This window comes from Pseudomonas sp. WS 5027, from assembly GCF_012985695.1.
GTDB lineage: Bacteria > Pseudomonadota > Gammaproteobacteria > Pseudomonadales > Pseudomonadaceae > Aquipseudomonas > Aquipseudomonas hygromyciniae.
The window spans coordinates 401,074-422,053 of sequence record NZ_JAAQWU010000002.1; the positions used below are offsets into that span (position 1 = coordinate 401,074).

Annotated in this window: 18 protein-coding genes and 1 tRNA gene; 6 read left to right on the top strand and 13 right to left on the bottom strand. The window is 61.5% G+C overall.

Annotation, left to right across the window (positions count from 1 at the left end):
- Positions 1 to 7: 7 nt before the first annotated feature.
- Positions 8 to 1,618 carry an arylsulfatase gene (locus HBO09_RS04710; protein WP_169991725.1) on the top strand — a complete coding sequence of 537 codons (1,611 nt, stop codon included), beginning with the start codon at positions 8 to 10 and terminating at the stop codon, positions 1,616 to 1,618.
- Between the two features lie 128 nt (positions 1,619 to 1,746).
- On the opposite strand, the gene HBO09_RS04715 is transcribed toward HBO09_RS04710, so the two are convergent.
- Positions 1,747 to 2,433 (bottom strand): Crp/Fnr family transcriptional regulator, encoded by a 687-nt coding sequence (locus HBO09_RS04715; RefSeq protein WP_169991723.1) that lies wholly within the window; start codon positions 2,431 to 2,433, stop codon positions 1,747 to 1,749.
- 83 nt (positions 2,434 to 2,516) lie between these two features.
- Between HBO09_RS04715 and HBO09_RS04720 the strand changes: the two genes are divergently transcribed.
- On the top strand, positions 2,517 to 3,041 hold the full coding sequence (locus HBO09_RS04720) for an Mpo1-like protein (RefSeq protein ID WP_169991721.1): 525 nt from the start codon (positions 2,517 to 2,519) through the stop codon (positions 3,039 to 3,041).
- 126 nt (positions 3,042 to 3,167) lie between these two features.
- Here HBO09_RS04720 and HBO09_RS04725 read toward each other — a convergent pair whose 3' ends face one another.
- The 6 genes from HBO09_RS04725 to dibA all read right to left on the bottom strand — a co-directional run bounded on the left by HBO09_RS04725 (position 3,168) and on the right by dibA (position 9,488).
- On the bottom strand, positions 3,168 to 4,148 hold the full coding sequence (locus tag HBO09_RS04725) for a sulfate ABC transporter ATP-binding protein (RefSeq protein ID WP_169991719.1): 981 nt from the start codon (positions 4,146 to 4,148) through the stop codon (positions 3,168 to 3,170).
- A 3-nt stretch (positions 4,149 to 4,151) separates the two neighbouring features.
- Entirely contained in the window at positions 4,152 to 5,024 is an 873-nt protein-coding gene (gene cysW / locus HBO09_RS04730; RefSeq protein WP_029299486.1) for a sulfate ABC transporter permease subunit CysW, read from the bottom strand.
- 13 nt (positions 5,025 to 5,037) lie between these two features.
- Positions 5,038 to 5,856, bottom strand: coding sequence for a sulfate ABC transporter permease subunit CysT (cysT, locus tag HBO09_RS04735; RefSeq protein WP_169991717.1), 819 nt, complete (start codon positions 5,854 to 5,856; stop codon positions 5,038 to 5,040).
- 167 nt (positions 5,857 to 6,023) lie between these two features.
- Positions 6,024 to 7,034 (bottom strand): sulfate ABC transporter substrate-binding protein, encoded by a 1,011-nt coding sequence (locus HBO09_RS04740; protein WP_169877936.1) that lies wholly within the window; start codon positions 7,032 to 7,034, stop codon positions 6,024 to 6,026.
- Between the two features lie 75 nt (positions 7,035 to 7,109).
- On the bottom strand, positions 7,110 to 7,292 hold the full coding sequence (gene oscA / locus HBO09_RS04745) for a sulfur starvation response protein OscA (protein ID WP_029299482.1): 183 nt from the start codon (positions 7,290 to 7,292) through the stop codon (positions 7,110 to 7,112).
- A 285-nt stretch (positions 7,293 to 7,577) separates the two neighbouring features.
- Complete coding sequence (dibA, locus tag HBO09_RS04750) at positions 7,578 to 9,488, bottom strand: phosphodiesterase DibA (protein ID WP_169991715.1); 1,911 nt, start codon at positions 9,486 to 9,488, stop codon at positions 7,578 to 7,580.
- Positions 9,489 to 9,653: 165 nt separating this feature from the next.
- Between dibA and desA the strand changes: the two genes are divergently transcribed.
- A complete protein-coding gene (gene desA, locus HBO09_RS04755; protein ID WP_169991712.1) occupies positions 9,654 to 10,838 on the top strand; it encodes a delta-9 fatty acid desaturase DesA in 1,185 nt (394 codons plus the stop codon).
- Positions 10,839 to 11,046: 208 nt separating this feature from the next.
- Positions 11,047 to 12,054, top strand: a complete 1,008-nt coding sequence (locus HBO09_RS04760) for a sensor domain-containing diguanylate cyclase (protein ID WP_169991710.1) — start codon at positions 11,047 to 11,049, stop codon at positions 12,052 to 12,054.
- Between the two features lie 197 nt (positions 12,055 to 12,251).
- Here the strand turns inward: HBO09_RS04760 and HBO09_RS04765 are convergent, their stop codons facing one another.
- The 3 genes from HBO09_RS04765 to gabD all read right to left on the bottom strand — a co-directional run bounded on the left by HBO09_RS04765 (position 12,252) and on the right by gabD (position 16,505).
- A complete protein-coding gene (locus HBO09_RS04765; protein ID WP_169991708.1) occupies positions 12,252 to 13,463 on the bottom strand; it encodes an HDOD domain-containing protein in 1,212 nt (403 codons plus the stop codon).
- Between the two features lie 139 nt (positions 13,464 to 13,602).
- Positions 13,603 to 14,883 carry a 4-aminobutyrate--2-oxoglutarate transaminase gene (gene gabT / locus HBO09_RS04770; RefSeq protein ID WP_169991706.1) on the bottom strand — a complete coding sequence of 427 codons (1,281 nt, stop codon included), beginning with the start codon at positions 14,881 to 14,883 and terminating at the stop codon, positions 13,603 to 13,605.
- A 179-nt stretch (positions 14,884 to 15,062) separates the two neighbouring features.
- The gene (gene gabD / locus HBO09_RS04775) at positions 15,063 to 16,505 is read right to left on the bottom strand and encodes an NADP-dependent succinate-semialdehyde dehydrogenase (RefSeq protein ID WP_169991704.1); all 1,443 of its coding nucleotides are present in this window, start codon (positions 16,503 to 16,505) and stop codon (positions 15,063 to 15,065) included.
- Positions 16,506 to 16,874: 369 nt separating this feature from the next.
- Between gabD and HBO09_RS04780 the strand changes: the two genes are divergently transcribed.
- Positions 16,875 to 16,951: transfer RNA gene (locus HBO09_RS04780), tRNA-Arg, on the top strand.
- Positions 16,952 to 17,007: 56 nt separating this feature from the next.
- Here the strand turns inward: HBO09_RS04780 and HBO09_RS04785 are convergent.
- From HBO09_RS04785 to HBO09_RS04795, 3 genes are all read right to left on the bottom strand, one after another.
- Positions 17,008 to 17,610: a hypothetical protein gene (locus HBO09_RS04785; protein WP_169991702.1), complete on the bottom strand. Its 603-nt coding sequence runs from the start codon at positions 17,608 to 17,610 to the stop codon at positions 17,008 to 17,010.
- Positions 17,607 to 18,179: an RNA polymerase sigma factor gene (locus HBO09_RS04790; protein ID WP_169991700.1), complete on the bottom strand. Its 573-nt coding sequence runs from the start codon at positions 18,177 to 18,179 to the stop codon at positions 17,607 to 17,609. The genes HBO09_RS04785 and HBO09_RS04790 overlap by 4 nt, the downstream gene beginning before the upstream one ends.
- A 94-nt stretch (positions 18,180 to 18,273) precedes the next feature.
- Entirely contained in the window at positions 18,274 to 19,902 is a 1,629-nt protein-coding gene (locus tag HBO09_RS04795; RefSeq protein ID WP_169991697.1) for a VWA domain-containing protein, read from the bottom strand.
- Positions 19,903 to 20,124: 222 nt separating this feature from the next.
- On the opposite strand from HBO09_RS04795, the gene HBO09_RS04800 reads away from it, so the two are divergent.
- Positions 20,125 to 20,979 carry a serine protease gene (locus tag HBO09_RS04800; protein ID WP_169991695.1) on the top strand — a complete coding sequence of 285 codons (855 nt, stop codon included), beginning with the start codon at positions 20,125 to 20,127 and terminating at the stop codon, positions 20,977 to 20,979.
- Position 20,980: the final 1 nt, after the last annotated feature.

Below are 20,980 nucleotides of genomic sequence, written 5' to 3' on the forward strand. Positions count from 1 at the left end.
TGTCTTGATGCCGCAACGTCCCAACTTTCTAGTGATCCTGGCCGATGACATGGGCTTCTCCGACCTCGGAGCCTTTGGTGGGGAAATCTCCACGCCGCACCTGGACGCCCTGGCGCTCAACGGCCTGCGCCTGACCGACTTTCACACTGCGCCCACCTGCTCGCCGACCCGTTCGATGCTGCTCACCGGCACCGATCACCATATCGCCGGGATCGGCACCATGGCCGAGGCACTGACCCCGGAGCTGATCGGCAAGCCGGGCTATGAAGGCTACCTCAACGACAAAGTGGTGGCCCTGCCCGAACTGCTGCGCGAGGCCGGTTACCAGACCTTGATGAGCGGCAAATGGCACCTGGGGCTGACGGCTGAACTGGCGCCCCACGCCCGTGGTTTCGAGCGCTCGTTCTCGCTGTTGCCGGGGGCGGCCAACCACTATGGTTTCGAGCCGCCCTACGACGCCAGCACGCCCGGGCTGCTCAAATCCACCCCGGCGCTGTACATCGAGGACGACACCTTCGTCGAGCAATTGCCCGAAGGTTTCTATTCCTCCGATGCCTTCGGCGACAAGCTGCTGCAGTACCTCAAGGAACGCGACCAGGCCCGGCCATTTTTCGCCTACCTGCCGTTTTCCGCCCCGCACTGGCCGTTGCAGGCGCCGGTAGAAATCGTCGACAAATACCGTGGCCGCTACGACGCCGGCCCCGAGGTGCTGCGTCTGGAGCGCCTGGAAAAACTCAAGGCCCTGGGGCTGATCGATGCCGACGTCGAGCCCCATCCGCTGATCGAGCTGAACACCCAATGGGCGGCGTTGAGCGATGCGCAGCGCCAGGTCTCGGCGCGGGCCATGGAAGTGTATGCGGCGATGGTCGAGCGCATGGACTGGAACATTGGCCGGGTAGTGGAGTACTTGCGCCAGCAGGGGCAACTGGACAATACCTTTATCCTGTTCATGTCCGACAACGGTGCCGAGGGCGCGCTGCTGGAAGCCTTCCCCAAGTTCGGCCCCGAGCTTCTGACCTACCTCAACCAGCACTACGACAACAGCCTGGGCAATATCGGCCGCGCCAACTCCTATGTCTGGTATGGGCCGTCGTGGGCCCAGGTAGCGACGGCGCCGTCACGCCTGTTCAAGGCCTTCACCACCGAAGGCGGGATCCGCGTGCCGGCGCTGGTGCATTACCCGCAGTTGGCACTCAAGGGGCGGATCAGCCATGGCTTTGGCACGGTGATGGACATCACCCCGACCATTCTCGACCTGGCCGGCGTGCGCCACCCCGGCAAACAGTGGCGTGGCAAGCCGATTGCGCCGCTGCGGGGCAAGTCGTGGCTGGGCTTTTTGTCTGGGGAAACCGCGCAGGTGCACGACGAACACACCGTCACCGGCTGGGAGCTGTTCGGGCGCCGGGCGATTCGCCAGGGGCAATGGAAGGCGGTGTACATTCCCGGCCCCGTGGGGCCGGCGACCTGGCAGTTGTATGACCTGGGGCAGGATCCCGGGGAGATCCATGACCTGGCGTTGAGCCAGCCGGAGAAACTGGCGACCTTGATTGGGCACTGGCAACAGTATGTGGAGGAGACGGGGGTGGTGCTCAGTGCTTCGCCGTTTCAGCCGGACTGAGGTTTTGTAGTGCCTGGTAGGGCCCCTTCGCGAGCAAGCCCGCTCCCACATTCGACCGAGTACATTCTTTGGAATGCGATCGAATGTGGGAGCGGGCTTGCTCGCGAAGGGGCCCTAACAGACACCGCCTACCCCTGCGCCATCTCCCGCAACCGCCCAACATCAAGTATCTCAATCTCCCCATACCCCAACCGCACAACCCCCTGCTCTTGCAGCTCCTTGAGCAGCACATTGGTCGTCTGGCGCGACACCCCCAGCATCGCCGCCAAATCCTCCTGGGCCAGTTGCACCACGCGCCGCGAGCCATCGATCTCGCCATAACCCTCGGCGATCATCCACAGCCGATGGGCCACCCGCACTGACGCGGGGGCCAGGCTCAACTGCTCGATATTGATAAAGGTCAGCCGCAACTTCTGGCTCATCAGCAAGGCCATGTCCCGCCAATAGGCCGGGTTTTGCGCAAACAGTTGCAGCATCGCCGACTGCGGTACCTGCAACAGCGTACAAGGCCCGACCGCACACGCGTCGTGGGTGCGTGGCAGGCCGTCGAACACGGCGATTTCACCGAACCAGAAAGGCGCCTGCGCCAGGCTCAACAACGCCTCCTTGCCCTGCTCATTCACCGCGCTGATACGCAGGCTGCCATCGAGCACCGCATACAAGCCACACGGCGGATCACCGCGCTTGAACAGCACCTGCCCCGCCGTCAGCTGCCGCACGCGGGCATGGGCCAGCAGACTATGCTGCAAGGGAGCGGGCAGATGACGGTACCAGTGGCCGCTGGACAGCCGCCCATGCCAAAACTCTGCGTCCATGAGAACTCCAAAGATTGTCGCCCAGTTGACAGTTTGTCGCAGTCCTACAGGGCATGATCAAGCATCCTACAGGAGGAATAACAATGAAAAGCCTCGTCGACCATCTGAGCCAATACGCCGCCTACCACCGCGACCCACGCAACATCGCCAGCCACTTTATCGGCATCCCCATGATCGTCGTGGCTGTCGCCGTGCTGCTGTCACGCCCCGAATGGACGGTGGCCGGCCTGTGGCTGTCGCCGGCGGTGCTGCTGGCGTTGTTTTCTGCGGGGTTCTACCTGCGCCTGGAACTGGCGCTTGGGGTGTTGATGAGCGTGCTGATGGGCCTGTCGGTATGGGCCGGGCATGTACTGGCGGCGCAAAGCACGCTGGTGTGGCTCAGCAGCGGCATCGGCCTGTTTGTGGTGGGCTGGGTGATCCAGTTTGTCGGCCATTACTACGAAGGACGCAAACCGGCCTTTGTCGATGACGTGTCCGGGTTGATCGTCGGGCCGTTATTTGTGGTGGCGGAGTTGGCGTTTCTGGTGGGGTTGCGGCATGAGCTCAAGCGGCAGATTGAGGAGCGCTCGGGGCCGGTGGTCGTGCGTCACAAGAACGCCACGATCTGAGAAGCACCGGTAATCCAAATGTGGGAGCGGGCTTGCTCGCGAAAGCAGTGATTCAGTCGGTACATCCAGTGACTGACCCTGCGCTTTCGCGAGCAAGCCCGCTCCCACAGGTTTTTTGCAATCTTTTTAAGCCTTTTGCCAAACCTTGGGCTTGAAGAACAACGTCGCGCCCCGCGCCAGCCCGGTCAGGCTGTCGTGATCCTTCACCACTTCGGCTTCGATCAGTTCGCTCTGGCCTTCGACCTTCAGTGTGATGCGCGTGGTGGCGCCCAGGGGGCGGATGTCGCGCACTTGCGCGGCGTGGTAGTCTTCCAGTTCATGGCGTGACAACGACACCTCGTGCGGGCGGAACAGCACGTGCTGGTCTTCGCCCAGGTGCAGGCGGTTGGAGTCGCCCAGGAAGTGGTAGACGAAATCGCTGGCCGGGTTTTCGTAGACGTCACCCGGTGAGCCGATCTGCTCGATCACGCCCTTGTTCATCACCACGATCCGGTCGGCGACTTCCATGGCTTCTTCCTGGTCGTGGGTCACGAATACCGAGGTCAGGTTGATGTCCTCGTGCAGCCGCGCCAACCAACGACGCAGCTCCTTGCGCACCTTGGCATCCAGGGCGCCGAACGGCTCGTCGAGCAGCAGCACCTTGGGCTCCACCGCCAGGGCGCGGGCCAGGGCAATACGCTGGCGCTGGCCGCCGGAGAGTTGTTCCGGGTAGCGATCCGACAACCAGTCCAGTTGCACCATGTTCAGCAGCTCGTGGACCTTGGCCGCGATCTGGGTTTCGTTCGGGCGCTGGTTCTTGGGTTTCATGCGCAGGCCGAATGCGACGTTGTCGAATACGGTCATGTGGCGGAACAGCGCGTAGTGCTGGAACACAAAACCGACGTTGCGATCACGCACATCGTGGCCGGACACGTCTTCGCCGTGGAACACGATGCTGCCGGCGTCCGGGGTTTCCAGGCCGGCAATGATGCGCAGCAAGGTGGTCTTGCCGCAGCCGGATGGGCCAAGCAACGCCACCAGCTCGCCACTCTGGATATCCAGGTTGATGCTGTCCAGGGCCTTGAAGGCATTGAAGTTCTTGCTGACGTTACGGACTTCGATCGACATGACTTATTCCTCAGCCGCACCGGCGCGCAGGCGGTTAATTCGGTTCTCGCTCCACTGCTTGAGCAGCAGGATGAAGAGCGCCAGGATCAGCAACAGACTCGCCACCGCAAACGCGGCAACGTGGTTGTATTCGTTGTAGAGAATCTCGACGTGCAGCGGCAAGGTGTTGGTCACTCCGCGAATGTGGCCGGACACCACCGACACCGCGCCGAACTCACCCATCGCCCGCGCGGTACACAGCACCACGCCGTAGATCAGGCCCCACTTGATGTTCGGCACAGTCACATGCCAGAACATCTGCCAGCCATTGGCGCCCAGCAGGCGCGCCGCTTCTTCTTCCTGGGTGCCCTGCTCCTGCATCAGCGGGATCAGCTCACGGGCCACGAAGGGCACGGTGACGAAGATCGTCGCCAGCACGATGCCCGGCAAGGCGAAGACGATCTGGATATCGTGATCCTGCAGCCAGGGCCCGAAGAACCCCTGGGCACCGAACATCAACACGTAGACCAGACCGGCAATCACCGGCGAGACCGAGAACGGCAGGTCGATCAGCGTCACCAGCATGCTCTTGCCACGGAACGAGTACTTGCTCACGCACCAGGCCGCACTGACGCCGAATACCAGGTTCAGCGGTACCGAGATCAGCACCGCAATCACCGTCAGCTTCAAGGCCGACAGTGCGTCCGGCTCGAAGATCGCGGCGAAGAACGCGCCGAGGCCAAGCTTGAGGCCCTGGGACACCACGATAAACAGCGGCAACAACAAAAACAGGGCGAAGATCAGCCAGCCGAGGCCGATCAGGATACGTCGCGACACCGCACTGCCACGACGGGCTGCGTTGGCCGAAGACGCGGCGGAAATAGACGATTGGGACATGTTCCGCGCCTCCTTATGGACGTTCGATGCGCCGCTGCAACAAGTTGATCAGCAGCAGCAGGACAAAGGAAACCACCAGCATCAGCACGCCGATGGAGGTAGCGCCGGTGTAGTCGTATTGGTCGAGCTTGACCATGATCAGCAACGGCAGGATTTCGGTTTTCATCGGCATGTTGCCGGCGATGAAAATCACCGAACCGTACTCGCCCACACCTCGGGCAAACGCCAGGGCAAACCCGGTCAGCCAGGCCGGCAGCAGCGCCGGCACGAGGATGTAGCGGAACACCTGCCAGGGCTTGGCACCCAGGCAGGCCGCGGCTTCTTCGATTTCCCGGGGGATATCGGCCAAGACCGGCTGCACGGTACGTACCACGAAGGGCAAGGTGACGAAGGTCAGGGCCAGGGTGATACCCAGCGGGGTGTAGGCGATCTTGAAGCCCATGTCGGTGGCGAACTGCCCAACCAGGCCAGACGGCGCGTACAGCGCGGTCAGCGCAATACCGGCCACGGCGGTGGGCAGGGCGAACGGCAGGTCGATCATCGCGTCGATAATCTTGCGCCCGGGGAAGGTGTAGCGCACCAGCACCCAGGCCAGTAGCGTACCGATCACGCCATTGATCAGCGCGGCGTACAGGGCCGTGCTGAAGCTCAACTTCAACGCCGCCCACACGCGCGGCGCCGAGATGATGGCCCAGAACTGATCCCAGGTGAGTTGAGCGGCGTGGACGAACATGGCCGCCAGCGGTATGAGCACAATCAGGCTGAGGTACACCAAGGTGTAGCCCAGCGTCAGCCCGAAGCCGGGTATGACGGGGGAGATACGACGCGACATAAAAGTCCTTGGTTAACAGTTAGATACCCTTGTGGGAACGAGCTTATGTGGGAGCGGGCTTGCTCGCGAAAGCGGCGTATCAGTCAAGAGGTGTATCGACTGACGGACCGCTTTCGCGAGCAAGCCCGCTCCCACACAAGCCGCATTCCACAGGGAGGCCGTGTTGCTTACTGCGCCGTGTAGATCTGGTCGAACACGCCACCGTCATTGAAGAATTTCGGTTGGGCAGTTTTCCAGCCGCCGAAGTCTTTGTCGATAGTCACCAGCTCCAGTTTCGGGAACTGCTGGGCGTATTTGGCGGCCACATCCTTGTCACGCGGGCGGTAGAAGTTCTTCGCCGCGATCTCCTGGCCAGCCGGGCTGTACAGGTGGTTGAGGTACGCCGTGGCGATTTCGGTGTTGCCCTTTTTCTCGGCGTTCTTGTCGACCACGGCCACGGGTGGCTCGGCGAGGATCGACAGGGACGGCACGATGATGTCGAACTTGTCGGCACCGCCATCTTCCTTGAGGGCCAGGAACGCTTCGTTTTCCCAGGCCAGCAACACATCACCCTGACCGTTGTTGACGAAGGTGATGGTCGAACCGCGTGCACCGGTGTCGAGGATCGGCACGTGCTTGAACAGCTCTTTCACGTATTCCTGGGCCTTGGCTTCGCTGCCACCGGCCTTGAGGCCATAGGCCCAGGCGGCGAGGAAGTTCCAGCGGGCACCGCCGGAGGTTTTCGGGTTCGGCGTAATCACCGACACGTCGTTCTTGATCAGGTCGCCCCAGTCCTTGATGCCCTTGGGGTTGCCCTTGCGCACCAGGAACACGATGGTCGAGGTGTAAGGCGTGCTGGCTTCAGGCAAGCGCGTCTGCCAGTTCTCAGGCAGGGTCTTGCCCAGCTTGGCGATTTCGTCGATGTCGCCGGCCAGGGCCAGGGTCACCACGTCGGCGCGCAGGCCGTCGATCACCGCCCGGCCCTGTTTGCCCGAACCACCGTGGGACTGTTGGATCTTCACGTTGTCGCCAGGGTGCGCCTTCTTCCAGAAGCTGGTGAATTCGGCGTTGTAGTCCTGGTACAGCTCACGGGTCGGATCGTAGGAAACGTTGAGCAGCTCGTAATCCTTGGCCACTGCGGAACCGGCAAACACGGCGCTGGCCAAGGCGGCCAGGGCATAGCGGCGAATCGACGACATAGACAAGCTCCTGAAATTCTTGGGTGTTGGCTTTTCTTATTAGTACGGGTCCCGCAATCGAAGCGCCGTGTTGCTTCAGCTCGGTTTGTTGCCCGGGCTCTGCAAGCGGAATTTCTCTTTGCGCTCGATCTGCACCACTTGGGCGTTGTGTACGGTGATTTCCACTGCGCCGAAACGCAGGTCACGCAATGCGCTTTGGATCTCGCGCAAAATGGCTGCTTCGTCCTGGCCGTCAACGCTGCGTAGAGATGCGCTCATGGTCGTGCTCCTGAAATGAGAAGTGCCTGGCAGTGGCGGCACTGCTTGCGGCGTGAGAGCGATAGTAGATAAGCGCGGATATTCTTAAAAATACTATTTAAGAATGTTTATATAACCAGAAAGAATTTTCAGGCAGGGCATGACGTTACACAGAGTGGAGATCCAAATGTGGGAGCGGGCTTGCTCGCGAATGCGGTGTGCCAGTCACCGAATTTGCTGGCTGACACACCGCATTCGCGAGCAAGCCCGCTCCCACATTTACTGTATTTCAACCCCGGATAGAGGTCAGCGGATGGCGGGGATCCTGGCCCAATCAATGTCAGCCGCCAGCATCGGCCGACCAAACCAGTAGCCTTGGCCGAGGTCGCACTGGTGATTCAGAAGGAACCGCGCCTGTTCCATCTGCTCGATGCCTTCGGCCTGCACTTGCATGCCCATGCTCTGCGCCAAGGCAATGACCACCCGCACAATCGCCGCATCATCCTCATCCCACGGCAGACCGGCGACGAAACCCTGGTCGATTTTCAACTTCTGTACCGGCAACCGCTTGAGGCGCAGCAGTGACGAATAGCCGGTACCAAAATCATCGATGGCCAGGCTCAGGCCCAGCTCGCGCAGGCGGTGCAGCTGTTCCAGGGCCACTTCCGGGTCATCCATCACCGCGCTTTCGGTGACTTCCAGCTCCAGCTTCGCCGGGTCCAGGCCGGTGTCGTGCAGCACCTTGGCTACCTGCTCGTACAGTTCGCGGCGGGCAAACAGGCGGCTGGAAACATTCACCGCGAGGAACGACAGAGTTTTGCCTTCATCCAACCATTGGCACATCTGACGACAGGCCTGGTCCATGACCCAGGCATCGATCTCGGCGATCAACCCGGTGCGTTCGGCGATCGGGATAAATTCCGCAGGCGGCACCAGGCCACGCTGCGGGTGCTGCCAGCGCACCAGGGCTTCCACGCCAATCATCTGGCTGGTTTGCAGGTCGTGAACCGGCTGGTAGTAGACCCGCAGCTCCTGCTGGTCGAGGGCGCGGCGCAGCTCGTTGCCGACCTCGATCCGGTTCTGCGCGTGGGCGGTCAGTTCCTCGGTGTACAAGGCGAAGCCTTCACGCCCGGAGCTCTTGGCCTTGAACAAAGCGGAGTCAGCGTTGCGCAGCAGTTGTTCGGCACTCAAGGCGTCGCTGGGGAACAGGCTGATGCCAATACTGACGCTGACAAACAATTGGTGACCGTCGAACACAAACGGCAGCTTCATGCTGTCGATAATCCGCTGGGCCAGGGCCGCCGCCTGGACCACCTGTGGACAACTTTCCGCCAGCACCGCGAACTCATCGCCGCCCAGGCGCGCCAGGGTCACGCCGGGGCCGAACAGACCCTGCAGGCGCTCGCCCACGGCCTTGAGCAACTGGTCGCCGACATTGTGGCCAAGGCTGTCGTTGATGATTTTGAAATGGTCCAGATCGAGCATCAGCAGCGCGCAGCCACGCTTGTGGATCTGCGCCGAGGCCAGCGCCTGTTCGGCGCGGTCGGTAAACAGCAGGCGGTTGGGCAGGTCGGTCAATGGGTCGTGGTGAGCCAGGTGGGCCAGTTCACGCTCGGAATGCTTGATGGCGCTGATGTCGGAAAACACCGCCACATAGTGGCTGATCTGACCCTGCTCATCATGGATGACGCGGATGGTTTGCCACTGTGGATAGATTTCCCCGCTTTTACGGCGATTCCAGATCTCGCCGCTCCATTCCCCATCCTGGTTAAGCGTGCGAAACATTTGCTCATAAAACGCCGGCGAATGACGACCGGACTTGAACAGGCTCGGTTGGCGGCCCATCACATCGTCCACCTGGTAACCGGTGATTTCGATAAAGGCGCGATTGACGTGAACAATCCGCCCCCGGGCGTCGGTGACCAGCACCCCTTCGCGGGTGCAATCGAACACCGCTGCCGCCTGGCGCAGGCGCTCGCGGTTTTCCTTCAGCGGTTGCTGGATCCGGTGGGTGTGGGCGCTGCGGGCGCATAACAGGAAGATAAACAGGGCGCTGAGAGTCACCCACAGGTAGCCGCGCAGCATCTGCCAGTGAACCATTTCGCTGGGTTCATCAATGAAATTGATAAATACCTGCTGACTGAGCTGAATCCACAAGACGGAAATCAGCAAATACACCAGCCCTGCACGTAGGGCACCTCGGTATGAAAGCAGCATATGGCCAGTAATCCTTACTAAAAAACAGAATCGCCCTACAGAGGTTGCGGATTATAGAATAAGTAACATCCCGTCACTCCTATTCAAAAGGGCGACTGGTTTTATCTGTTGGCTTAGTGATAATGCGTGAGCTGTTCTTTTCTTTATCTGAGGGCCATACAGCCTATGTGGTACAACGGTTTTCTTGACTTGTCAGCCTGGCAACTGGTGGCAGTCACTCTGTTGATGACCCACGTGACCATTATCGGTGTCACGGTCTATCTGCACCGCTATTCAGCCCACCGCTCCCTGGAGCTCAATGCTGGCCTGAAACACTTCTTCCGTTTCTGGCTGTGGTTGACCACGGCGCAGAACACCCGCGAGTGGACCGCCATCCACCGCAAGCACCACGCCAAATGCGAAACCGTCGACGATCCCCATAGTCCGGTGATCAAGGGCCTGTCCACGGTCCTGCGCAAAGGGGCCGAGCTGTACCGCGCCGAGGCCGAAAACCCCGAGACCCTGCGCATTTACGGCAAGAACTGCCCGGACGACTGGATCGAACGCAAACTCTACACCCGTTATCCGCTGCTGGGCGTGGCCCTGATGGGCGTCATCGACGTGCTGCTGTTCGGTACCATCGGCATCACCATCTGGGCGATCCAGATGATGTGGATCCCGTTCTGGGCCGCCGGTGTGATCAACGGCCTGGGCCATGCCATCGGCTATCGCAACTTCGAATGCCGCGACGCGGCGACCAACCTGGTGCCGTGGGGCATCATCGTCGGTGGCGAAGAGCTGCATAACAACCATCACACCTACCCCAACTCCGCCAAGCTGTCGGTGAAGAAGTGGGAATTCGACCTGGGCTGGGCCTGGATCAAAGTGTTCAGCTTCCTGCGCCTGGCCAAGGTTCAGCGGGTCGCGCCGATTGCCCACCGGGTTGAAGGCAAAGGCCACCTGGACATGGACACCGCCATGGCAATCCTCAACAACCGCTTCCAGATCATGGCCCAGTACCGCAAGTTGGTGATCGCGCCGCTGGTCAAGCAGGAACTGGAAAAGGTCGATCATTCGGTACGCCACCAGTTCCACCGCGCCAAGCGCCTGCTGTCGCGCGAGACCAGCTTGCTGGATGAGCGCCATCACCTGCGCATCCAGAGCATGCTGGAACACAGCCAGGCCTTGAAAGTGATCTACGAAAAGCGCCTGGCGCTGCAACAGATCTGGCTCAAGACCAGCAGCAACGGGCATGACATGCTTGCGGCCATCAAGGAATGGGTACACGAGGCCGAGGCCAGCGGGATCCAGTCCCTGCGCGACTTTGCCCACCAGCTGAAAACCTACTCCCTGCGGCCCGCGACCGCCTAAGCGTTGCAGGAGCCGGAAGGACGTCCAGTCCTTACCGGCTCCACATTTTTTTGGCGCCATTTCACAGTCGCCGAATATTCCGTCTCAATCGCGACTGATAACGGAACTTAGCTGCAATTCCTCTCTCTCAAACAACACTTCGCCATCTTGGCGGGCTTCGTTTTGACTGCTGTTCGATGCTGCGGCATGTCCAGAGAGAATTGTGCCGATGGTCCACGAAACGGACTCCCCAACCCCGACCACCCCTGACTCGACGGATACCTCACGGCCGGCGGCTGTCAGCACCTGGCTGGCGTTGATGCATGCTCAGGGCGAGGTGGAGCGCCTGAGCGAGCGCGAACAGTTGCTGAGCTCGCTGCTGATCAGCGTCAACGCCGTGCTCTGGGCCATCGAGTGGGAAACCCGGCGCGTGCTGTACGTAAGCCCCGCCTATGAGCGCATCTTCGGGCGCTCGGCCAGCCTGCTGTTGGCCGAACACCGTGGCTGGCGCGACAGCATCCACCCCGAAGACCAGCAATACGCCGAGCAAAGCCTGGCCCAGGTACTGGAGCTGGGTGCGGTCGAGGATCGCCAGTACCGCATCATCACCGCAGACGGGCAGATCCGCTGGCTCAGCGACAAGTGCTTTACCAACCAGCAAGCCACGCCGGGCAAACCGCTGATTGTGGTGGGCATCGCCGAAGACATCACCGAAAAAAAGCACCTGGAACTCGAACTGCAACGCCTGGCCACCACCGACGTGCTGACCCGCAGCAGCAACCGTCGGCACTTCTTTGAATGCGCCCATCACGAATTCGAACGGGCCAGCGCCCAAGGCCTGCCCCTGGCCTTCCTGCTGTTGGACATCGACAACTTCAAGACCATCAACGACACCTACGGCCACCTGGAGGGCGATCAGGTGTTGCTGCGCATCGCCGAGAGCGGCCGTGGGGTACTGCGCCGTGGCGACCTGTTCGGGCGCATTGGCGGCGAAGAATTTGCTGCGGTGCTACCGGGATGCGCGCCGGAACGGGCCATGCAAGTCGCCGAACGCCTGGGGCAAGAAGTGCGGCAACTGGACTTCAGCCATGAAGGCCACCCCTACAGCGTGACCGTCAGCCAGGGCCTGGCCAGCCTCACCGCCGAAGATGCAACCCTGGACAGCCTGTACGCCCGGGCCGATGCCGCGATGTATGAAGCCAAGCGCCAGGGCAAGAACCGGGTAATTACCGGCTGAAGTCGCCGAAGATGGCCAAATAAAGCCCCCCACAAGGCATCTCGGCCAGACAAGAAACCTGGGGACACCACAGGAGCTGGCTTGCCTGCGATGGCGGTGTATCAGCCAGCCGTGCAGTGCCTGGACCACCGCCATCGCGGGCAAGCCCGCTCCCACAGGGGCGATACATTCAGTACTGTGGCCGCCTGGCATCGCGCCTACACAGGCTTGCGGATGCGCATCAGCTCCGAAACCCCGACCTTGAGCAGCCGCGCCGTCTTGCCCTTGGCCAGCGCCTCGACACCTTCATGCTCGCTCAGCCCTGCCAGTTGCGCCGCCATGTTCATCACCAGCGCCTCCCGGGAATACACCCCGCCTTCCAGGGAGTAGATCGCCGCGATCAGTTGGCGCAGTTCCAGGGGCAAGCGCCAGCGCGTGCGCAGGGCCGAGCCGTAGCTGGCGCCATAGGTGGACAACGACTCGCCAATCAACTCATCGTCCAGTTCACCGCCGCCCTGGCGCCACTCCTGCAAGCTGCGCAGCAGCGCCAGGTCGCCCAGGCGGTGGAGAATACCGGCGCTGTAGCAGCGCTCGTGGTCAAGGTCGAGCATGCGCGCCAAGGAGCGCCCGTATTGCGCAGTCTGCTGGGACAGTTGCCACTGGCGCTCGGCGTATTCCATCAGGCCGGGATCGCTAAGGATCACGTTGTGTTTGAGGGCCAGGCCAAGGATCAGGTTCATACTCTGCCCGGCTGCCAGCTTGTGCAGGGCCATCGACAGCGTCTGCACCGGCGTGCCGTGCTGCCCGGCGCTGTTGGCGGCGGCAATCAGCACGGCCGTGATCTGTGGATCGGTTTTTACCTGCTCTTCCAGTTGCTTGAGATCCAGCCCTTGCGGCGCCAGGCTGCGTTGCACGGCGGCCTTGACGTCAACCCGCAACGGCGCGCCGTCCGACAGCTCGCGGCGCCGCTCCAGGAACACCGGCAAGGTCATGCCCGCCGCCAGGGCCGGGACCTCGCAATACACCGTTTCGCCTTCATTGAGCAGCAGGTCCTGCAGGCGTTGTGTAAGGCCTTCCATGTTCAAGGGTTTGGTCAGGTAAGCAGTCGGGGCCAACGGCAACGCTTCGCGCACGCTGGCGCCGTCATTGCGCGTGCTCAACAGGATAAACGGCAAGGCTGGCACCCGCCGACGCTGACGCACACTGCGCAACAGGCTCAGGCCGTCAACGCCCGGCAGCTCCCAATCGGCAATGATCAAATCGTAGGGTTTGTCTCGCAGCAACTCGGCGGCTTGCTGCCCGTCGGCGCACACATCCAGCCGCGCGTCGCAGCGCACATTCAACAACACCTGCTTGAGCAGATCCCGCGACCAAGGGTCGGTCTCGGCAATCAGCACACGGGGTACGGCAGGTAAATCAACAGCAGTCATGCAGCACGCTCCATCGGCAATCCTTGCACCTTAGACAAAGCAAGCGCCCGCGTACAATGAACAAGGCCTGAATCGGTGCACAACCCACAAAAAAACCCCGCCGAAGCGGGGTTTTCCTGTCGATCGGGTCAGCCTGCGTTTACAGCTCGCAGAAGCACTCTTCGATGATCGCCAAACCTTTGTCCAACTGCTCGTCCGGCGAGGTCAGCGGGACCAGTACGCGCAACACGTTGCCGTAGGTGCCGCACGACAGCAGGATCAGGCCCTTGTCACGCGCCTTGGCCACGACGGAGGCTACCGCCGCAGCGTTCGGCTTGTGGCTGTCGCCATCTTCGAACAGCTCGACCGCGATCATCGCGCCCAGGGCACGCACTTCACCGATTACCGGATACTTGGCCTGGATGGCTTTCAGGCCGGTGACCAGACGCTCGCCAACAGCCTTGCAGCGGTCCAGCAGGTGCTCTTCTTCGAACACTTCCATCACGGCCAGGGCCGCGGCGCAAGCGATCGGGCTACCGGCATAGGTGCCGCCCAGGCCGCCCGGGGCGATGGCGTCCATGTATTCGGCCTTGCCGCACACACCGGCCAGCGGGAAGCCGCCAGCGATGGATTTGGCGAAGGTGGTCAGGTCGGCGGCTACGCCCATCTGCTCCATGGCGAAGAAGGTCCCGGTACGGCCGGCACCGGTTTGCACTTCGTCGGCGATCAGCAGGATGCCGTGCTTGTCGCACAGTTCGCGCAGGCGTTTCATGAAGGCTTTAGGCGCGACGTAGAAACCGCCTTCGCCCTGCACCGGCTCGATGATGATGGCCGCGATATCACGCGGCTCGGCATCGTTCTTGAAAATGCGTTCGATGCTGGCGATGGAATCGTCGATGCTCACGCCGTGCAGCTCGTTCGGGTACAGCGCACGGAAGATGCCGCCTGGCATCAGGCCCATGCCCGCGGAGTACGGCACGACCTTGCCGGTCAGGCCCAGGGTCATCATGGTGCGGCCGTGGTATGCGCCAGTGAAGGCGATCACGCCGGCACGGCCAGTCGCGGCACGGGCGATTTTCACCGCGTTTTCAACGGCTTCGGAACCGGTGGTGACCAGCAGGGTTTTCTTGGCGAAATCACCTGGGACCTTGGCGTTGATTTTTTCGCACAGCTCCACGTAAGGCTCGTAGGCCAGGACCTGGAAGCAGGTGTGGGTCAGCTTGTTCAGTTGCTCGGTCACGGCCGCGATGATTTTCGGGTGCAGGTGACCGGTGTTCAGTACGGCGATGCCACCGGCGAAGTCGATGAACTCGCGACCTTCTACGTCGGTTACCGTGGCGTTCTTCGCGGATTCGGCGAAGATCGGGTGAATCTGGCCAACACCGCGCGGTACAGCGGCTTCGCGGCGTTTCATCAAGGAAGCGTTGGTCTTGTTGCTCATAAATTCCTCATTCGCCACTCATCGGGTGGCGCGGTCCAAGGATTACGTGGCGGGGAGGCAACTACGCCAGCATGCGATGATCGACTGCCACAGCTTTCCCGGCCACTTCGAATAACGGTGTGAAACACGCAAAGGACAGCGCTCTCGTGCCCTTTGCGTTTGCAGCGATACCTTGCCGGTTAGATGCCCAGGCAGAGGTATTTGATTTCCAGGTAATCCTCGATCCCGTACTTGGAACCTTCACGGCCCAGGCCCGAAGCCTTGATCCCGCCGAACGGTGCCACTTCGTTGGAGATCAGCCCGGTGTTGACGCCGACCATACCGTATTCCAGGGCCTCGGCCACACGGAACACACGGCCCAGGTCGCGGGCATAGAAGTAGGACGCCAGGCCGAACTCGGTGTCGTTGGACATGGCGATCACTTCGGCTTCGTCTTTGAAGCGGAACAGCGGCGCCAGCGGGCCGAAGGTTTCTTCCTTCGCCACGGCGGCGTTTTTCGGCACGTTGGTGAGGATGGTCGGCTCGAAGAAATTGCCTTCCATGACCTTACCGCCAGCCAGCAACGTCGCGCCTTTGCTCAGGGCATCGGCGATGTGTTCCTGGACCTTGGCCACGGCTTTTTCATCGATCAGGGGACCGGTGGTGGTGCCGTCTTCCAGACCGTTGCCGATCTTCAACTTGGCCACGGCCGCTTTCAGTTTTTCAGCGAACGCGTCATACACCGAGTCCTGGATATACAGGCGGTTGGCGCATACACAGGTCTGACCGTTGTTACGGTACTTGGAGATGATCGCGCCTTCGACGGCCTTATCCAGATCGGCGTCGTCGAACACGATGAACGGCGCGTTGCCGCCCAGCTCCAGGGAAACTTTCTTGATGTCCTTGGCGCATTCGGCCATCAACTGGCGACCGATTTCGGTCGAGCCGGTGAAGGACAATTTACGCACGATAGGGTTGCTGGTCAGCTCGCTGCCGATATCACCGGCGCTGCCGGAAACCACACTGAACACGCCGTTGGGGATGCCGGCACGCTGGGCCAGCTCCGCCAGGGCGAACGCCGAAAACGGGGTTTGCGACGCAGGCTTGAGGACCATGGTGCAACCGGCGGCCAGGGCCGGGCCGGCTTTACGGGTGATCATCGCGGCCGGGAAGTTCCACGGCGTGATGGCGGCGGTGACGCCGATTGGCTGCTTGATCACAATCAGGCGCTTGTCCGGCTGATGGCCAGGGATCACGTCACCGTAGACACGCTTGGCCTCTTCGGCGAACCACTCGATGAACGAAGCGGCGTAGACGATTTCGCCCTTGGCTTCGGCCAGCGGCTTGCCCTGCTCCAGGGTCATCAGGCGCGCCAGGTCATTCTGGTTCTCGATGATCAGCTCGAACCAGCGACGCAGCTTGTTCGCACGGTCCTTGGCGGTCAGTGCGCGCCAGGCCGGCAAGGCCTTGTCGGCGGCTTCGATGGCACGACGGGTTTCGGCGGCGCCCATCTTCGGCACGGTGCCCAGGATCTCGCCAGTCGCGGGGTTGTTGACCTTGATCGTTTGACCGTTGTCCGCATCGACCCAAGCGCCATCAATAAAGGCTTGCTGGCGGAACAACTGGGTGTCTTTAAGCTGCATGTCGGCTTTCCTTAACAGCACCGCGCGCGCGCGGGGCAAATTAGAGTTGTTGAAAGGCGCCTCGAAGGCTGCCGTCAGGGAAATCAGTCACTGGGCGCAAGCTGAAACATCGCGCACGGGAGACAGAGCGTTTGAAATCTCAAACGAATCCTAGGATCAATGGGGGGGCAGGGCAATAGTCTGTTCGAAAAAAAGAACGAAAACGGCGCATTAGCCGGATTATTCTGACAAGCGTACGACAACCGGATTCAACGCCAAGGGCACACACCGCCCGGTACAGAGCCTCCCTACTCCAGAATCCCACCGGCAGACGGCCAAAAACCAGCATGGACGCCCAAGGTCGACATGGGTATGATGGCGCCCGCACAAGCATCCGTAGCTCAGCTGGATAGAGTACTGCCCTCCGAAGGCAGGGGTCGTGGGTTCGAATCCCGCCGGGTGCACCAGACACAAACAAAAAGCCCCAGGTCTTGCGACCTGGGGCTTTTTTGTGGGCGTTTGTTCAGCGCTTTTGCAACGCCTCCAACCGAGCCGGCAGGTCTTCGTCGGGAAAGCGCGTGTGCAAGTCCAACAGCTTTTCATCCGCTGCTCTGCTCTCACCCGCCTCGCGCAGATGCACAATCTCCTCAAGCCCTTGCTCCAGGGACTGCGGTTTGGCGGCCATCTGCTTGCTCATTTTGGCCATGGGCTCGTCAGCAATCGCACTGGCCATCTCAGCCTGGACCGGCGCGCTGTCTGCCTGTGGCGCTATCGCCAGGCGAACCATCGGCGCGGGGGCGGCTGGAGCACTCAGTGCCTGCGGCGGCGGCGCGGCGGCGTATTCGTAGGCCTCGGGCAAGTTGAGGTCGGACACTGGTGAGCGCAGTACCACGCCAATCAACAGCGCAACCCCGGCCACGCTGGCAAACGCTATTTGCCAGCGTGGTCGCTGACAGGCTTGCAGCCAGCGTTGCCACAGGCTTGGCGCGGGCGTGGGGGCTTCGCGGCGGGCGGCGGCGAGGATGAAGGCGTCGAGGGACGCGGGTGGCTCGCTGGCGCTGTGTTGGCGAAAGTGCTGGATCAGCCCTTCGTCAGTCGGATCCTGGGGGTGTCGGGAGTCAGTCATACGGGTACCTCCTCGGCCAGCAGCCGACGCAATTTCTGCTGGGCGTAACGCAAGCGGCTTTTTACCGTTTCCAGTGGGCTGCCGGTGAGGGCGGCGATTTGCGGCAGTTCCAGCTCGCCATGCAGGCGCAGCATAAACACTTCGCGCTGGTCTTCGGGCAGGTCTTGCAACGCAGCCTCCAGGCGGCCCTGGTCGCGGCTCAGACTCAGTTGCTGCTCGGGGCCGGCGCTGTCGTCGAGCTGGGCGTGCAGTTGTTCTTCGTAACTCTCGTGCAGCGGGTTGTGGATGCCGTGCTTGCGCCAATGGTCGATCAGGCGGTTGCGGCCAATCTGGAACAACCAGGTACGAAAACTCGCCCGGCCTTGTGGCTCGGTGGTGCTGCGGATCAGGCTGAGCCAGGTGTCCTGGTAGATTTCCTCGGCCAGTTCGGCCTTGTTGCAAAGGCCGACGAGAAACCGGTAGAGGCCCTGGCGATGCCGGGCGTACAGGGTCTCGAACGCACCAGCATCACCCGTGCGGTAGCGGGCCAGCAGCGATTCGTCGCTGGGGGGGTCATCTGATACGGCCATGTTAGGTGGCGAACTCCTTTCGATGGATCAATGCAGATTACCTGTGGGAGCCGGGCTTGCCCGCTCCCACAGGGGATCTCTGTTGTGGGCAAGATCAGTGTTTGAGGCTTTGGGCCAGCTCCACCAACTGTACGAATTCATTGCGCAGTCCGTAGGGGTCATCACCACGGGCCGAGCGGGCCAGGGTGGCGGTGTCCTTCAGGCTCATGGTGCCAGTGTAGCGGCCATCGCCCTTGAGCTGTTGGGCGAAAGCGGCCACGGCGGCCGAGAAGCGCAGGTCATCGCTGGCCGGGGTGGGCTGGTTGGCGATGGGGCGTTCGATCAATTGGCTGTTACCGCCCGCAGCGGGCTTGTAGCGCACCCGTAGCATCGCCAGCTCGGCGGATTTGCCTTCAACCGCAGGCGCGGCGGCATAGCGCAAAGGCTCCAACCAGCCCTTCTCGCCCTTGGGGACGATTTCGTACAGCGCGGTCAGCGTATGTCCTGCGCCGATTTCACCGGCATCAACCTTGTCGTTGTTGAAATCCTCACGCTCCAAGGCGCGGTTTTCATAGCCCAGCAGGCGATATTCGCTGACTTGGGCCGGGTTGAATTCCACCTGCAGCTTCACATCCCGCGCCACCACGGCCAGGGTCGAGCTGAGTTGCTCCACCAGCACCTTGCGCGCTTCGCGCAGGTTGTCGATATAGGCGTAGTTGCCATCACCCGCGTCGGCCAGTTGTTCCATCAGGTGTTCGTTGTAGTTATCCACGCCAAAACCCAGGGTGGTCAGGGACACCCCACTTTTGCGTTGGTCCACGGCCATCTGCTTGAGACTGTCGAAGTCGCTGATGCCCACGTTGAAGTCACCGTCGGTGGCCAGCAGGATGCGGTTGATACCCTTGTCGATAAAGCCTTCTCGGGCCATCTGGTAGGCCAGCTCGATGCCGGACGCGCCCGCCGTCGAGCCGCCGGCGGTCAATTGGTCGATGGCGTTGCGGATTTTTGCCTTGTCACGCCCGGACGTGGGCTTGAGCACGACCCGCGATTCGCCGGCATACACCACCAAGGACACGCGGTCCTGAGCGCGCAGTTGGTCCACCAGTAGTTTGAGGGTGCTTTTGACCAGCGGCAGACCTTCGCGACGGTCCATGGAGCCGGAAACATCCACCAAAAACACCAGGTTGGCCGGCGCCAGGTCGGCCACGGCGCGGTCGGTGGCCTTGATGCCGATGCGCAACAATTTTGTGCGCGGGTTCCACGGCGTGGCGGCGAGCTCGGTGGTGACGCCAAAGGGTGAACTATCGGTGGGCAGCGGATAGGTGTACGGGAAGTAATTGACCATTTCCTCCAATCGCACAGCGCCTTCAGGCGGCAAGCGACCTTGGTTGAGGAAACGCCTGACGTTGGCATAGCTGCCAGTATCGACGTCGACGCTGAAAGTGGAAACCGGGGTCTCGGCGACGCGATGCACCGGGTTGTCCGGCAGGCTGGCGTATTGCTCGCGAGGTTCACTGCGGTAATCCATCGTTGCCATTTCTCGCACCTGCATCGGTGCCGACATCTCCATCTGTTTGACCAGGGCGCCCTGGGCCGGCGCGCTTTGCAGCTCGGCGACGGGCGCCGGGTCAACAGGCTTGGCGGCATCGGGGGACGACGATAGCCCACACCCAGCCAGCATCACCAGCAGGGTAACGGTAAAGCCTTGGGCAGCAGGACGCAGCAAAAGCAGAGAGCGGGACATGGGCTGAACCTCGTGAATGAATGATCCGTTCAACCGATCAGACGTAACCCAACCTCCCTACGGGTTAAACGCGGACTGCTCCGTGCGCTCGCTGCGTCACTTTTCGAGACACAATCCGACTGAACCTGCCATCACCATCCACCACATATCGAGGGTTCGCCTCCTTATCAGGACCGCCTGTTTCTTGAATGCTTTGGAGGCTTTTAAATCAGAGGAACCGCGATGAACTCCGTAAACAACACCCTCACACACCGATATCAGCCGCCCTCACTCGCCGAACGACCCAGCTATGCCGGGGCCGTTTCAGGCAAGCCGTCCTACTCCACGCCCACAGCCGTGCCACAACACGCGCCGTTCTCCTTGCAGAACTACGCCAACGCATCCCTTAAGGGCACACCGATGCATACAGCGGCCAGGGCCGTGGGCAGTATCCACGAAGTGACTGTCGCACGGGACTCATGGGGCTATGAACGCGTGTATTCTCGTTCGTTGGGTACCGGCTCGCTGATCAACGATGGCAACAGCGTGCTGACCAACCAACATGTGCGCGACGCGCTGGCCAGAGGCGGCAAGCTCGAACTTTGGCTGGGGTATGAACAAAACAACACCGGCCGAATGGAGGTAGAACGCAGAGTGCCGCTGGACCCCAAGCCGCTCAGTGGCGACGCCCGGTTGGACTATGCCGAGCTGCGTGTCGACTTGCCCGCAGGAGAGAAAAAAGCCTTGGTCGAGCAGTTCCCACCCCTGAAGCTGGCCTCCGGCCCCCAGGCATCGTTGGGGCAAAAGGTGTTTATGCCCAACCACGGGCAAGAGGCCCTCGGCATTTCGTTTTTAAATGCCAGGGGCCAGCCCTCCACGCTCAAGGGATACGACCAGGACGACGCTTATCAGGACACGGTCTACCATGATGCCTTCAAGGAACCCGGCACCTCCGGCTCACCGCTGATCAGCGTTGATTCGGGCGAGATCGTTGCCTTGCACTACGGTTCCATCGGCGCCAGCGTAAACGGGCAGCGCGACTCCATGGGCGCGGCCACCCGCATCGACTTGATCCAACAACACCGTCGTCGCAGGTGAC